Source organism: Cupriavidus sp. 05L411 (genome assembly GCF_056398045.1).
Genome location: NZ_JBFTOQ010000040.1, coordinates 1 through 12919, shown reverse-complemented (window position 1 = coordinate 12919; position 12919 = coordinate 1). Strand labels below are relative to the sequence as shown.

Here is a 12919-nt window from a genome sequence, read left to right as displayed (position 1 = left end):
GGGTTGACCCTGGGATGAGGGGGCAGGGCCGGAACGCACGAGGCCGATGCCTGTGACGGCATCGGCCTCGCTGTGCAGCGCGTGCACTAAGTGCAGCTAATGCAAGCTAGTGCGCCCCGGCCGCGGAGGCGTCCAGATCGCCTCCCTTCTTAGGCTTGGTCAGCCAGACAAAGACAATCAGCACGAAGAACAGCACGCCCGAGATCCAGAAGATATCGTTGGCGCCCAGCATGGCCGCCTGCTGCGAAATGCTGCGCTCGATCTGGCCGTTGGCCTGGGCCTGGCTCATGCCCAGCTGCATCAGGTGGTTGAGCTGGTCGAGATAAGTCGGGTTGTACGGGTTGACCTGTTCAACCAGCTGCGCGTGATGCAGCGCCGTGCGGTTTTCCCAGATGGTGGTCGAGATCGACGCACCGATCGCACCGAACGTGATCCGCACGAAGTTGGACACCCCGGAGGCCGACGGGATCTTCTCCGGTGGCTGGCCCGACAGGATGATCGAGGTCAGCGGGATGAAGAACATCGCCATCGCCGCGCCCTGGATCAGCGTCGGGATCATCAGCGTGCGGGTATCGACCTGCAAGGTGAATCCCGAGCGCATCAGGCTGACCACGCCAAAGGTGACGAAGGCCAGGGTCGCGACCCAGCGCGCATCCATCCTGGGCAGGTTCTTGCCGATCAGCGGCGACAGCAGGATGGCGAAGATCCCGACCGGCGCCATCACGATGCCGGCATCCGTCGCGGTATAGCCGACAATGGTTTGCAGCCACAGCGGCAGGATCACCAGGTTGCCGAAGAACAGGCCGTAGGCCACCGAGATGGCCACCACCCCGGCGCTGAAGTTACGTCCCTTGAACAAGGTGATATCGACGATCGGATGCTTCTCGTAGCTCTCCCAGATCAGGAAGAACAGGAAGCCCACAATGGCCACTACCGTCAACACGACGATCGAGGTCGAGTGGAACCAGTCGAGCTCCTTGCCCTTGTCGAGCATGAGCTGCATCGAGCCTACCCAGATCACCAGCAGCGCCAGCCCGATCCGGTCGATCGGCAGGATCTTGATCGGCGTCTCGCGGTCACGGTAGATCGCCCAGGTTGCATAGGCGGCGCCCAGGCCCACCGGGATATTGATGTAGAAGATCCACGGCCAGGTCATGTTGTCCGAGATCCAGCCGCCCAGCAGCGGCCCCATGATCGGCGCCACCAGCGTGGTCATGCCCCATAGGGCGAGCGCCATGGTGCTTTTCTGCGGCGGATAGCTCGACAGCAGCAGCGATTGCGACAGCGGAATCATCGGCCCCGCCACGGCGCCTTGCAGCACGCGCGCGGCCAGCAGCACTTCGAGGTTGGGCGCGACACCGCACAGCCACGACGAGATCACGAACAGCAGGATCGAAGTGATGAACAGCCGCACCGCCCCGAAGCGCGTGGTCATCCATCCGGTCAGCGGCACCGAGATGGCGTTCGCCACCGCGAACGAGGTGATGACCCAAGTGCCCTGGTTGGGCGCCACGCCAAGGTCGCCCGAGATGGCCGGGATCGATACGTTGGCGATCGAGGAGTCGAGCACGTTCATGAACGTGGCCAGCGACAGTGCGATCGTGCCGACGATCAGCTTTGCGCCCGACAACGGCACTGGCGCGGCGGGGCGCGCCGCTGGCGCCGCCGGGCCGGGCGAGGCGCCGTCGCGCGCGGGGAGGGAGGTAGCCATGTTCAGGTGTTGGCGGGCTTGGCGGCGGCCGGCGCCGACGACACCGGCGCTGCCATGGGCTCGGTCGCCTGGCGGCCGCCGTTGTTCAGCGAGATGATGCGGGCGATCAGCGCGTCGGCGTCCTGCGCGACCTTCTCATAGACGTCGGTCTGCATCGGGCGCGCAACCGTGGCGTTGGTCATGGCCGCGCCTTCTTCCTTGCGCACATCCACCGTCACGTTCATCGACAGGCCAACCCGCAGCGGGTGGTCCTTGAGCTGCTGCGGGTCCAGCGCGATGCGCACCGGCAGGCGTTGCACCACCTTGATCCAGTTGCCGGTGGCGTTCTGCGCCGGCAGCAGCGAGAAGGCCGAGCCGGTGCCGGCCGAGAAGCCTTCCACCTTGCCGTTGTAGGTCACCTTGGAGCCGTACAGGTCGGCCTCCAGCGTGACCGGCTGGCCCACGCGCATATGCGTGATCTGCACTTCCTTGAAGTTGGCGTCGATCCACACCTGGTCCAGCGGCACCACGGCCATCAGTGGTGCGCCCGGGGCCACGCGCTGGCCGACCTGCACCGAGCGCTTGGCCACGTAGCCGGTCACCGGCGCGGGCAGCGTCGAGCGTGCGAACGCGAGATAGGCGGCACGCAGGTTGGCGGCGGCGCGCTGCACGTTGGGGTGCTTCTCCACCGTGGTCTGGTCGGTCAGCACCTTGTTGGATGCCAGTTGCTCGCGCGTGGCCAGCAGTGCCGATTGCGCGGCCGTGAGGGCGGTCTGCGCGTGGGAGATTTCTTCGCCCGAAACCGCGCCGGAGCCGGCGATGGCCTCGCGGCGCTTCAGGTCTTCACGCGCCTTGGCCACATCGGCTTCGCGCATGGTCACGTTGGCCGCCAGCGAGCCGTTGTTGACGTAGAGCGTGCGCACTTCACGCACGGCTTGCGCCAGTTGCGCTTCGGCTTGCTCCATGGCGACCTGCGAGTCGGCGCGGTCGAGCTGGATCAGGGGCTGGCCCGCGGTGACCAGCTGCGTGTCGTCGGCCGCGATCGAAATCACGGTGCCGCCGACCAGTGGCGTGACCTGCACCACGTTGCCCGCGACATACGCGTCGTCGGTGCTCTCGAAGTGGCGCGCGTACATGCCCCAGTAGATGCCGTAGGCCACGCCGGCCACCACTACCGCGGCGGTCAGCGAGAGCAGCAGGCGCTTGCGCTTGCCGTTGTTGTTGACGGGAGCCGCCGGGGAGGCGGGGGTCTGGGCCGCTTGCTTGTTATCGCTCATGATCGTCTTTTAAGAATGCTGTCGGTACTGCTCGTTGTTCTTCCGGCTGCTTGGCCGTAGCCACCTAACCGTTTAGCCGCGTGCCTCGGCTGGCTTCTGCGCATCCGTCCCGGCGCCTTCGGCTTGCTCCTGGTAACCCCCGCCGAGCGCCTTCATCAGGCCCATCTGCAGGTCCAGGCGGCGCGCCTGCAGGTCGGTGGCAAGGCGGCGTTGCTGCAGCACGTTGCTTTCGGCATTGAGCACCGTGAGCTGGGTGCCTAGCCCGGCCTTGTAGCGGATGGTGGACAGTGAGTAGGCACGCTCGGCGAGAGCCAGCGCCTCGCGCTGGGCCGTGATCTGCGTGTCCACGCTGCGGATGCTGGCCACCGTGTCGGCGGTTTCGCGCAGCGCATCGACCAGCGCCTGGTTGTAGTTGGCCACGGCGAGGTCGTATTGCGCGTACTTGCCCTTCAGGTTGGCGCGCAGCTTGCCGCCCTCGAAGATCGGCAGGCGGACCGCCGGACCGATGCCAAAGGTCCGGCTGATGCCCATCAGCAGGTTGGATGGGTCCAGCGACGCAACGCCGGCAAAAGCGGACAAGGTGACGGCCGGCAGGAATTCCGTGCGCGCCACCTCAATATCCTTGCTGGTGGCCTCCACGCGCCAGCGTGCGGCAACCAGGTCCGGGCGGCGGCCCAGCAGGTCGATGGTGAGGTTGTCCGGCAGCAGCGGCGTGCCTTGCGCCAGGATGGTCGGGCGCTGGATCGCCAGGCCGCGATCCGGGCCCTTGCCCAGCAGCGCGGCGAGCTGGTTGCGCGCTAGCTGGATGTCTTCATCCACGCGCAGCAGGTCGGTCTGTGCCGATGCCACCGTGCCGCGCGCCTGCGTGGTTTCGACCTGGGTGTCCAGACCGGCGTTGAGCCGGTCGCGTGACAGGTCGCTCAGGCCGCGGCGCTGGGCGATCGCGCGCTCGGCCACGTCGCGTTGCGCGTACAAGGCGGCCAGGTGGGCGTAGGTGCGGGCGACCGACGTGGTCAGAATCAGGCGCGAAGCCTGGCTTTCGGCCTCGGCGGCGCGGTCGTCGGACAGCGCGGCTTCGAGCGCCTTGCGGTTCTTGCCCCAGAAGTCGAAATCATAGGAGAGCCCGGCCTGCAGGCGTGACTGGTTCTGCCACGAGCCGGCCAGCGGCGTGCCTTCGAACAGGTCCGTTTGCGAGAAGCGCTGGCGTACCAGGCTGCCGTCAAAGTCGACGTGCGGGTACAGCGCGCTGCGCGTGGCGTCCGCCATCGCGCGGGAGGCTTCCACACGCGCGAAAGCGGCTTGCAGGTTGGGGCTGTCCTTTACCGCCTCGTCGACCAGGGCGCGCAGTTGCGGGTCCTTGAACTGGTCGACCCAGTCAAGCGAAGGCCACTGGCCATGCTGCGAGGGCAGGGCCTGGGCGCTGGCGAGCGAGGCCGGCGCGGTAACGGTCTGCGTGCTGTGCGAGTTGCCGAACGCGGCGCAGCCCGCCAGCACCGCGGCCGCCAGCGCGGTCAGCACCAGCGTGCCGGTCCGGCGGCCCGCCGCGCGCGCGCGCGGCGACAAAGCGGAAAAAGAAGAGAGAGCTTGGTTCATCTGGGTGCCCTGCGATAGAGCGTTAGTGTTTGTTCTTGTATTCGAGAGATCGTTGCGCCGCTGGCGTCACTGGCCGCCAAGCCTGGCCGCTACCCGCTGTTGTTACCGATGATCCGGTGCAGCATCGAGCGGAAGGTCTGTAGTTCGGCATCGGAGAAGCCGCGGAAATGCCGGTTCAGCACGCGGCAATAGATCTGGGGCAGCTGGTTCACGAGGATCTGGCCGGCGGGCGTGATCGACAGGTCGACCACACGCCGGTCGGCATCGCTGCGCTGACGCTCGATCAGGCCGCGCTTTTCCAGGCGGCTGAGCAGGCGCGTGACCGAACCCATATCGCAATTGAGCTCCCGGCCAAGGTCAGTCACCGTGCTGCCACGGCCGGCGGCCAGCATCATCAGGCAGGTGGCCTGGGCGTGCGTGATGTCCAGGCCATCGACCTCCTGCTCCACGCCGTGCGACAGCACGCTCTTGGCGCGTGCCATGAGATAGCCGATGCTTTCGCCCATGCGGTACTCGGCCGGGTCGAACGGGAAGGCGTCGTCGGAAATGGGCTGGCTCTGCTCGGACATCTCGGCTCGGTGCTTGTCGGTGCAATGTTTGCCGTGGCAACTATATGTTCACGTTCGCGGATCCGCAAGGACGTCAATTTGCTATTGCGGATATCGCAATAATTGGGTTTGTGGCGGGATGATAGCTTGGGAAGCTTCCCAACGTCGTCCTCGGGTTTTGCGCCGCAGCATGCTATAATTTCGGGTTATCTTTTGATGCTCAGCCCCAAAGCGAGACGCTGCAATGACCCGCGCCATCCGCAATATCGCCATCATCGCTCACGTCGATCATGGCAAGACCACTCTGGTCGACCAACTCCTGCGCCAGGCAGGCACCTTCCGCGACAACCAGCAAATGGTCGAGCGCGTGATGGACTCGAACGACATTGAAAAGGAACGCGGGATCACCATCCTCGCGAAGAACTGTGCTGTCGAATACAACGGCACCCACATCAATATCGTCGATACCCCTGGCCACGCCGACTTCGGCGGTGAAGTGGAGCGCGTGCTGTCGATGGTTGACGGCGTGCTGCTGCTGGTTGACGCTGTCGAAGGCCCGATGCCGCAGACCCGTTTCGTCACGCGCAAGGCGCTGGCGCTGGGCCTGAAGCCGATCGTGGTGATCAACAAGGTCGACCGTCCGGGCGCGCGTCCGGAATGGGTGATCAACCAGACGTTCGACCTGTTCGACAAGCTGGGCGCCACCGATGAGCAGCTCGATTTCCCGGTGATCTACGCATCCGGCCTGAACGGCTACGCCGGCCTGACCGACGATGTGCGCGAAGGCGACATGAAGCCGCTGTTCGAGACCGTGCTGGCCAAGGTGCCGGTCCGTGACGATAACCCGGACGGTCCGCTGCAGTTGCAGATCATCTCGCTCGATTACAACAGCTATGTCGGCAAGATCGGTGTAGGCCGCATTTCGCGTGGCCGCGCCCGTTCGCTGCAAGACGTGGTGGTCAAGTTCGGCCCGGAAGGCAACCCCATCAAGGGTCGTATCAACCAGGTGCTGAAGTTCCAGGGCCTGGAGCGCGAAATCGTGGCGGAAGCCGAAGCCGGCGACATCGTGCTGATCAACGGCATCGAAGAGCTGGGCATTGGTTGCACCGTGTGCGCACCGGACGCGCAAGACGCGCTGCCGATGCTGAAGGTGGACGAGCCCACGCTGACCATGAACTTCTGCGTCAACACGTCGCCGCTGGCCGGCCGTGAAGGCAAGTTCGTGACCAGCCGCCAGCTGCGCGAACGCCTGGACCGCGAACTGAAGTCGAACGTGGCGCTGCGCGTGGCCGAGACCGGCGACGACACCATCTTCGAAGTGTCGGGCCGCGGCGAGCTGCACCTGACCATCCTGCTGGAAAACATGCGCCGCGAAGGCTACGAACTGGCCGTGTCGCGCCCGCGCGTGGTGTTCAAGGAAATCGACGGCGTCAAGCACGAGCCGTACGAACTGCTGACCGTGGACGTCGAAGACGGCCACCAGGGCAGCGTGATGGAGGAGCTGGGCCGCCGCAAGGGCGAACTGCTCGACATGGCGTCCGACGGCAAGGGCCGCACCCGCCTCGAGTACCGCGTTCCGGCCCGTGGCCTGATCGGCTTCCAGGGCGAGTTCCTGACGCTAACCCGCGGCACCGGCCTGATCAGCCACATCTTCGACGACTACGCGCCCCTGCGCGAAGGCGGCCTGGGTGAACGCCACAACGGCGTGCTGATCTCGCAGGACGACGGCGATGCCGTGGCCTACGCGCTGTGGAAGCTGCAGGATCGCGGCCGCATGTTCGTCAAGCCGGGCGATGCACTGTACGAAGGCATGATCATCGGCATCCACAGCCGCGACAACGATCTGGTTGTGAACCCGATCAAGGGCAAGCAGCTGACCAACGTGCGCGCCTCGGGTACCGACGAAGCCGTGCGCCTGGTCACGCCGATCCAGATGTCGCTGGAATACGCCGTGGAGTTCATCTCCGACGACGAACTGGTGGAAATCACGCCGAAGAGCATCCGCCTGCGCAAGCGTCACCTGAAGGAGCACGAGCGTAAGCGTGCTTCGCGCGAATCCGTGTAAGCGTTTTCGTCCCAGGCTACTTTGCCAGCAAAAAACCGCGCCTTGTGCGCGGTTTTTTGTTGCCCGTTTTTCCTGGCGCCTTCGGCTATCCAGCCTATTCGGCCTATTCAGCCATCAAGCGTCCCGGCTGCGATCCGTCCCAAATGCGGTGCCGGCCAGCGGCGTGGTGTCCCCGGCCGCCAATAATTCGCGCGGATGACGCCACTCGGGCGGTTTCCAGAGGTGCCGCAGGTCGCGATGACGCCGCGCGTCGGCGAACATGTCGCGCCATTCATGGAAGGTGAGAGTGATCGGGTTATGGCTGGCGATGCGACGCGTAATGCCGTATTCGGGCGGCGCCTCTTCAGGCACGAAGGAGCTGAACATGCGGTCCCACACGGTCAGCACGCCCGCATAGTTGCGGTCGATGTACTGCGGGTTGCGCGCATGGTGCACCCGGTGTACTGACGGCGTATTGAACAGCCATTCAAGCCGGTGCCAGCGGCCGCCCAGCCGGGTGTGCACGAAAAACTGGAAGGCCAGGTTCAACCCCACCGCCAGGATTACCCAGTCGGGCGTGAAGCCGATCAGCGCCAGCGGAATCCAGAATAGCCACATGCCCGAGAGCGGATACGTCAGACTCTGACGGAACGCCGTCGAGAAGTTCATGCCCTCCGAGGAATGATGGGTGACGTGCGAAGCCCACATCCAGCGCACCCGATGGCTGGCGCGATGAAACCAGTAGTAGAGGAAATCCTGCAGCAGCAGCAACAGCAGGAACGACCAGGCCGTCTGCGGCATCGCCTTCAGGCCATGCTGGTAGCTCCACGTGTAGACCGTGCGCACCATCAGCCACAGGAAGAACGCGTCCGACGCCTGGTGCATCAGCGCCAGCGCGGCGTTGGACGCGGTATCGCGCAGGCTGTAGATGGCGGGGTTGCGGTGCGCCCAGTACCAGGCCTCCGCGCCGATGGTCAGCAGGAAGACTGGCGCGAATGCTAGCAGGATCAGGCCGGGATCGATTGTTGACGCTGTCATGCGCAAAGTGTCGCCCGATTCTGTCGGTTTTGTCTGGAGGCGATCCTCTATACGGTCGTGCGGTGTTGCCAAATGCGTACGCTAGCGCACCCAAGGGTGCTTCCTGCGCACATTCGCATTCCTGACTATTTTGCATGACTGAATATCCGCAGGCGCGGGGTCAAGGAGCGGTGAGGGGCGCCGTTATAGCGGGGCGGCCAAAAATGGAGCCGCATCAGCGCTAAAACCAACGGGGAGCCCTCATGTTTCGCAACACTACGATCGGTACAAGATTGTGGATTCTGACTATCGTCACCAATGCACTGTTGATGATTGTCGGTGCCGTAGGCTGGCTTGGCATGTCGCGCAGCAATGACGCCACGCGGCAGATCTACCAGCATCAGCTCTCCGCCGCGGTCAACCTGGCCGAGGCGCGTTCCAACCAGTTGCTCGTGCGGGTCTTGCTCGACCAGGCCACCTTCGCCGCCGATCCCGCAGACGCCCGCGCGCGCGCCGATACCGCCGAGGGGTTTGCGCGCCAGTCCGATACGGCCTGGAAGGCCTATCTGGCGCTGCCGCGTTCGGCGCAAGAGGCCCGCGCGGCCGAGGACGTCGCCGCCAAGCGCGAGGCGTTGTTCACGCAAGGTGTGTCGCCGATGATCGCCGCGCTCAAGCAAGGCGACCGCGAGGCGGTGATGCGCGCCGTGCTGGAAACCATTCCCAAGCTCGATATCGCTTTCACGGCCGTCAATACCGAGTTGGGCAAGCTGCAGCTCGCCGGCGCGCTGGAGGTCTATCACGGGTCGCAGGAGCGCTACACCACGCTGCGCTCGCTTTCGATCGGCGTGTTGGTGTTTGGCTTGTGCTTCAGCACGGTGGTGGCCTGGCGCCTGCGGCGTTCCATCGTGGGTCCGCTCGACACAGCCATCGCCCGCTTCGAGCGCATCGCCGCCGGCGATCTTGGCGCGAAGGCGGATGGCGCCGGCTCCGGCTCCGGCTCCGGCGCCGAGGCGGAGCGCAGCGAGACTGGCCGCATGCTCGCCATGCTCGGGCGCATGCAAGAGAGCCTGGCCGCGATGGTGAGCGACGTGCGTGGCGGGGCCGATTCCATTGCCGCCGCCAGCAAGCAGATTGCCAGCGGCAACAGCGACTTGTCGCAACGCACGGAGCAGCAGGCCGCGTCGCTCGAGGAAACGGCGTCCAGCATGGAGGAGCTCACGGGCACGGTGCGCCAGAACGCGGATAGCGCGCGCGAGGCCAATGACCTGGCCAGCAGCGCCACTGGCCTGGCGGAACGTGGCAGCGACGCGGTGGCGCGCGTAGCCAGCACCATGCAGGCGATCGACGCCAGCGCCAACAAGATCGTCGACATCATCGATGTGATCGAGAAGATCGCATTCCAGACCAATATCCTCGCCCTCAACGCGGCGGTGGAAGCCGCGCGGGCCGGCGAGCACGGACGAGGCTTTGCGGTGGTCGCGGGCGACGTGCGCGATCTCTCGCAGCGCTGCGCGGGCGCGTCCAAGGAGATTCGCACGCTGATCGGCGACTCTGTGTCGCGCGTGCGCGCCGGCGGCGAGATGGTCGAGCAAGCGGGGCAGGTGATGCAGGAAATGGTGAGTGCGGTGCGCCGCGTGAGCGGCATCATGGGCGGCATTAGTTCGGCATCCGATGAGCAGTCGCGCGGCATCGAGCAGGTCAACCAGGCGGTGGCGCAGATGGACGGCATGACCCAGCAGAACGCCGCGCTGGTCGAGCAGGCCGCCGCGGCAGCGGCTTCGCTGGAGGACCAGGCGCAGCGGCTTACCGGGCTGATGTCGGCATTTCGGGTGGCCTGAACGTAGTGTCTCGGACGCCGCACAGGGGGTGCGGCGCGCGGCTTGGCTGGTGTAAAGTTGCGGGTCGCATTTGCGGAGAAAAGAGACATGACTGACTTGGTCACAAGCGAGATCCGGGGTGGCATCGGCTACCTGACGCTGAACCGGCCCCAGGCGCTCAACGCACTGTCGCTCGAGATGATTCGCGCCATCACCCAGGCGCTCAACGCATGGGCGGTGGCGCCCGAAGTGGCGGCCGTAGTCATCGCCGGCGCGGGCGGCAAGGCTTTTTGCGCCGGAGGCGACATCCGCTTCTTCCACAAGGCCGCGCTCGCCGGCGATCCGGCGCTCGATCAGTTCTTCGTCGAGGAATACGCGCTCAATCACTTGATCCATACCTACGCCAAGCCTTACATCGCGCTGATGGACGGCGTGGTCATGGGCGGCGGCATGGGTATCTCGCAAGGCGCACGCCGCCGTCTGGTGACCGAGCGGACCAAGATGGCAATGCCGGAGACCAATATCGGCTTGTTCCCGGACGTGGGCGGCGGCTGGTTCCTGTCGCGCACGCCCGGCCGCCTGGGTGAATACCTGGGCCTGACGGGCGCCATGATTCATGCTGCCGACGCGCTGTACGCAGGCCTGGCGGATGCCTACCTGCCGGGCAATGCCATGGCGGAACTGGTGGAGGTGCTGCGCGCGCGTCAGTTTGCCAATGGCGACGCCGTGCTCGCTTGCATCGACGAGGCCACCGCGGCGCACCGCGCCGCTTGCCCGCCGGGCGAAAGCCAGCTGGCCAAGCTGCAGGAAGAGATCGATGGCCTGTTTGCCGGCGCCTCGGTGACCGGGATCGTGGCAGCGGTGAGCGATGCCGGCTCCGACTGGGCCGCACAGACGGCTGCCATGCTGCGCGCGCGCTCGCCGCTGATGCTCAACGTCACGCTGGAGCAGATCCGCCGCGCCCGCGCCATGGCGCTGAACGACGAGCTGCGCATGGAGCTGGATATGATGTACTACGTGTTCCGCCATGGCGACGGCGTCGAAGGCATTCGCGCGCTGGCGGTCGACAAGGACCATGCGCCGAAGTGGCAGCCCGCGCGTCTCGATGAGGTCACCCGCGAGCGCGTGCACGCGTTTTTCGACAGCCCCTGGGCGCACGGTGAGCATCCGCTGGCGGCGCTGTAAGCTGGCGACTGGCGGTTCCTTTCGCGCAAATGGATTAGAGTGACGCTTGGACCGGTCCCCGCGGCGCAGCAATGCGGCGCGCGAGCGCCGGCTCCGCCCACCCATAGTGCTGTGAACGAGAAAGGAATCGCGATGAGTACTCCACGTGATGTAGCCGTATTGGTAGGCAGCCTGCGCAAGGACTCCTTCAACCGCAAGCTGGCACTCGCGCTCGCCGCGATGGCGCCGGCCGGGCTCAAGCTCGACATCGTCGAAATCGGCCAGTTGCCGCTGTACAACCAGGACGACGACGCCAGCCCGCCCGCGCCATGGGTCGCCTTTCGTGACCGCATCCGGCGCGCCGACGCCGTGCTCTTCGTGACACCCGAGCACAACCGCTCGGTGCCGGCCGCGCTCAAGAACGCCATCGACGTCGGCTCGCGCCCCTACGGCCAGAGCGCCTGGGACGGCAAGCCCGGCGGCGTCATCAGCGCCTCGCCCGGCGCCGTCGGCGGCTTTGGCGCCAACCACCACCTGCGCCAGTCGCTAGTGTTCCTCAATATCCCGGTCCTTCAGCAACCGGAAGCCTACATCAGCGGCGTTGACAAGCTCTTCGACGAGCAGGGCGGCATCGCCAGCGAGTCCACCCGCGGCTTCCTGGGCAAATACCTGGCGACCTACGCCGCCTGGATCGAGCGCAACGCGGCTCGTTAATTGGCAAAGTAACCGGCAAATTAACCGGCAAAGTAATCGCCAACGCTCCCAAAGCCCATCCCCCAAAAACACTGACGCCCGTTGCCGACAGGGCAACGGGCGCGGAGGGCAGAATATCGCTGCCTTGCGCTTCTGATTCGACTTACTTGCGCTTGATGTCCCCGGCCGGCCGCGACTGCGTGCCTGCCAGCGGTTGGCCTGGAAAGCCCTCCGGATAGCTGATGACGCGCAAGGCTCCCCCGAGCTTGCGCGACGTCCATGCATGACCGGCGCGCGTTCTCGCGCCGCCTGTGATTGCCACCATGGCTTCTCTGTCGAGATCCACGCTGTCCGGCAAATCCTTGATGACGATGACGGCCATGACTTCCTCCTGCAGGGTGGCGAAGGCCGGCTCGGCCGGGGTTCGCCGGGTGGGTGCGCGCGATGCGGCAAGCCCAGCCAGATCAGTATAGGCCACGGGTTTTACCTCCGGGGCAGTGCCAGCTCGTGCGCAATAGCCGTGGAAACCCTTGGGTCTCCACGGGGTGGGGCGCATCTCGCTCAGACCGCGGCGTGGGTGGCGGCCCACTGCGACGGGTTGACGTCGATGCTCAGCGGGCCGAAGCCGGAACCGATCACGCCGACGTTGTTGAGCGTGTTCACGTTGATGCTCTGCAGCTGGGCGATGTTCTGGTTGACGTTGACATTGACGTTGGCCACCGGGCCCAGTCCTTGCAACCAGGAATTGCCGCCGCGCACCGCGGCCAGGGACTTGCTGTCGAGGTCTTGGTTCAGGGCGAGGTCGCGCACGATGATGGATGACATGATGGTTCTCCTAGTCTTCACTTGACTTGATTGCTGGAAAAGGCCGGTGCCGGGACCATTCAATAGATGTTGTTGCTGGCGTTCTGGGTCGACGTCACGTGGGACTTGATGTCGTCGGCAAAGGCCGTGTTGTTGCCGTTCATGTTCACAACGTTCTGGGTCTGGCCGATCAGCTGCGAAGCATTGAAGTTCGAGTCGATCTTGGTCAGGCTGAAGACAGGCATGAAGGGCACAAAGCCGCCGCGTACGGC

The 12919-nt window shown here is 65.4% G+C and carries 12 protein-coding genes; 4 read left to right on the top strand and 8 right to left on the bottom strand.

Annotation, left to right across the window (positions count from 1 at the left end):
- Positions 1–106: 106 nt before the first annotated feature.
- The 4 genes from AC1DQR_RS31585 to AC1DQR_RS31570 form a co-directional block, all read right to left on the bottom strand.
- A complete protein-coding gene (locus AC1DQR_RS31585) occupies positions 107–1711 on the bottom strand; it encodes a DHA2 family efflux MFS transporter permease subunit (RefSeq protein WP_416049033.1) in 1605 nt (534 codons plus the stop codon).
- Between the two features lie 2 nt (positions 1712–1713).
- The gene (locus tag AC1DQR_RS31580) at positions 1714–2967 is read right to left on the bottom strand and encodes an EmrA/EmrK family multidrug efflux transporter periplasmic adaptor subunit (RefSeq protein ID WP_477134416.1); all 1254 of its coding nucleotides are present in this window, start codon (positions 2965–2967) and stop codon (positions 1714–1716) included.
- 72 nt (positions 2968–3039) lie between these two features.
- Positions 3040–4560, bottom strand: coding sequence for an AdeC/AdeK/OprM family multidrug efflux complex outer membrane factor (locus tag AC1DQR_RS31575; protein ID WP_477134415.1), 1521 nt, complete (start codon positions 4558–4560; stop codon positions 3040–3042).
- An 89-nt stretch (positions 4561–4649) separates the two neighbouring features.
- The gene (locus AC1DQR_RS31570; protein ID WP_416049030.1) at positions 4650–5129 is read right to left on the bottom strand and encodes a MarR family winged helix-turn-helix transcriptional regulator; all 480 of its coding nucleotides are present in this window, start codon (positions 5127–5129) and stop codon (positions 4650–4652) included.
- Between the two features lie 223 nt (positions 5130–5352).
- Here AC1DQR_RS31570 and typA point away from each other — a divergent pair, with 223 nt between their 5' ends.
- Positions 5353–7173, top strand: coding sequence for a translational GTPase TypA (gene typA / locus AC1DQR_RS31565; protein ID WP_174428207.1), 1821 nt, complete (start codon positions 5353–5355; stop codon positions 7171–7173).
- A 114-nt stretch (positions 7174–7287) separates the two neighbouring features.
- Here the strand turns inward: typA and AC1DQR_RS31560 are convergent, their stop codons facing one another.
- Positions 7288–8190 (bottom strand): sterol desaturase family protein, encoded by a 903-nt coding sequence (locus AC1DQR_RS31560; RefSeq protein ID WP_477134414.1) that lies wholly within the window; start codon positions 8188–8190, stop codon positions 7288–7290.
- 242 nt (positions 8191–8432) lie between these two features.
- Between AC1DQR_RS31560 and AC1DQR_RS31555 the strand changes: the two genes are divergently transcribed.
- From AC1DQR_RS31555 to AC1DQR_RS31545, 3 genes are all read left to right on the top strand, one after another.
- The gene (locus tag AC1DQR_RS31555; protein WP_477134413.1) at positions 8433–10007 is read left to right on the top strand and encodes a methyl-accepting chemotaxis protein; all 1575 of its coding nucleotides are present in this window, start codon (positions 8433–8435) and stop codon (positions 10005–10007) included.
- 87 nt (positions 10008–10094) lie between these two features.
- A complete protein-coding gene (locus AC1DQR_RS31550; protein WP_477134412.1) occupies positions 10095–11171 on the top strand; it encodes an enoyl-CoA hydratase/isomerase family protein in 1077 nt (358 codons plus the stop codon).
- A gap of 132 nt (positions 11172–11303) precedes the next feature.
- Positions 11304–11864, top strand: coding sequence for an NADPH-dependent FMN reductase (locus tag AC1DQR_RS31545; protein ID WP_416049026.1), 561 nt, complete (start codon positions 11304–11306; stop codon positions 11862–11864).
- Positions 11865–12006: 142 nt separating this feature from the next.
- Here the strand turns inward: AC1DQR_RS31545 and AC1DQR_RS31540 are convergent, their stop codons facing one another.
- The 3 genes from AC1DQR_RS31540 to AC1DQR_RS31530 all read right to left on the bottom strand — a co-directional run.
- Entirely contained in the window at positions 12007–12225 is a 219-nt protein-coding gene (locus AC1DQR_RS31540) for a hypothetical protein (RefSeq protein ID WP_174428212.1), read from the bottom strand.
- A gap of 179 nt (positions 12226–12404) precedes the next feature.
- The gene (locus AC1DQR_RS31535; protein ID WP_253933418.1) at positions 12405–12668 is read right to left on the bottom strand and encodes a hypothetical protein; all 264 of its coding nucleotides are present in this window, start codon (positions 12666–12668) and stop codon (positions 12405–12407) included.
- A gap of 59 nt (positions 12669–12727) precedes the next feature.
- Positions 12728–12919 (bottom strand): hypothetical protein (locus tag AC1DQR_RS31530; protein ID WP_477134411.1); only part of this gene is annotated, 192 nt, incomplete at its 5' end.

Bases quoted from the DNA above. Each gene is read 5' to 3' on its own strand.
- AC1DQR_RS31555 (WP_477134413.1), top strand. From the start codon at position 8,433: ATGTTTCGCAACACTACGATCGGTACAAGATTGTGGATTCTGACTATC.
- AC1DQR_RS31550 (WP_477134412.1), top strand. From the start codon at position 10,095: ATGACTGACTTGGTCACAAGCGAGATCCGGGGTGGCATCGGCTACCTG.
- AC1DQR_RS31560 (WP_477134414.1), bottom strand. From the start codon at position 8,190: ATGACAGCGTCAACAATCGATCCCGGCCTGATCCTGCTAGCATTCGCG.
- AC1DQR_RS31540 (WP_174428212.1), bottom strand. From the start codon at position 12,225: ATGGCCGTCATCGTCATCAAGGATTTGCCGGACAGCGTGGATCTCGAC.
- typA (WP_174428207.1), top strand. From the start codon at position 5,353: ATGACCCGCGCCATCCGCAATATCGCCATCATCGCTCACGTCGATCAT.
- AC1DQR_RS31585 (WP_416049033.1), bottom strand. From the start codon at position 1,711: ATGGCTACCTCCCTCCCCGCGCGCGACGGCGCCTCGCCCGGCCCGGCG.
- AC1DQR_RS31545 (WP_416049026.1), top strand. From the start codon at position 11,304: ATGAGTACTCCACGTGATGTAGCCGTATTGGTAGGCAGCCTGCGCAAG.
- AC1DQR_RS31575 (WP_477134415.1), bottom strand. From the start codon at position 4,560: ATGAACCAAGCTCTCTCTTCTTTTTCCGCTTTGTCGCCGCGCGCGCGC.
- AC1DQR_RS31570 (WP_416049030.1), bottom strand. From the start codon at position 5,129: ATGTCCGAGCAGAGCCAGCCCATTTCCGACGACGCCTTCCCGTTCGAC.
- AC1DQR_RS31535 (WP_253933418.1), bottom strand. From the start codon at position 12,668: ATGTCATCCATCATCGTGCGCGACCTCGCCCTGAACCAAGACCTCGAC.
- AC1DQR_RS31580 (WP_477134416.1), bottom strand. From the start codon at position 2,967: ATGAGCGATAACAAGCAAGCGGCCCAGACCCCCGCCTCCCCGGCGGCT.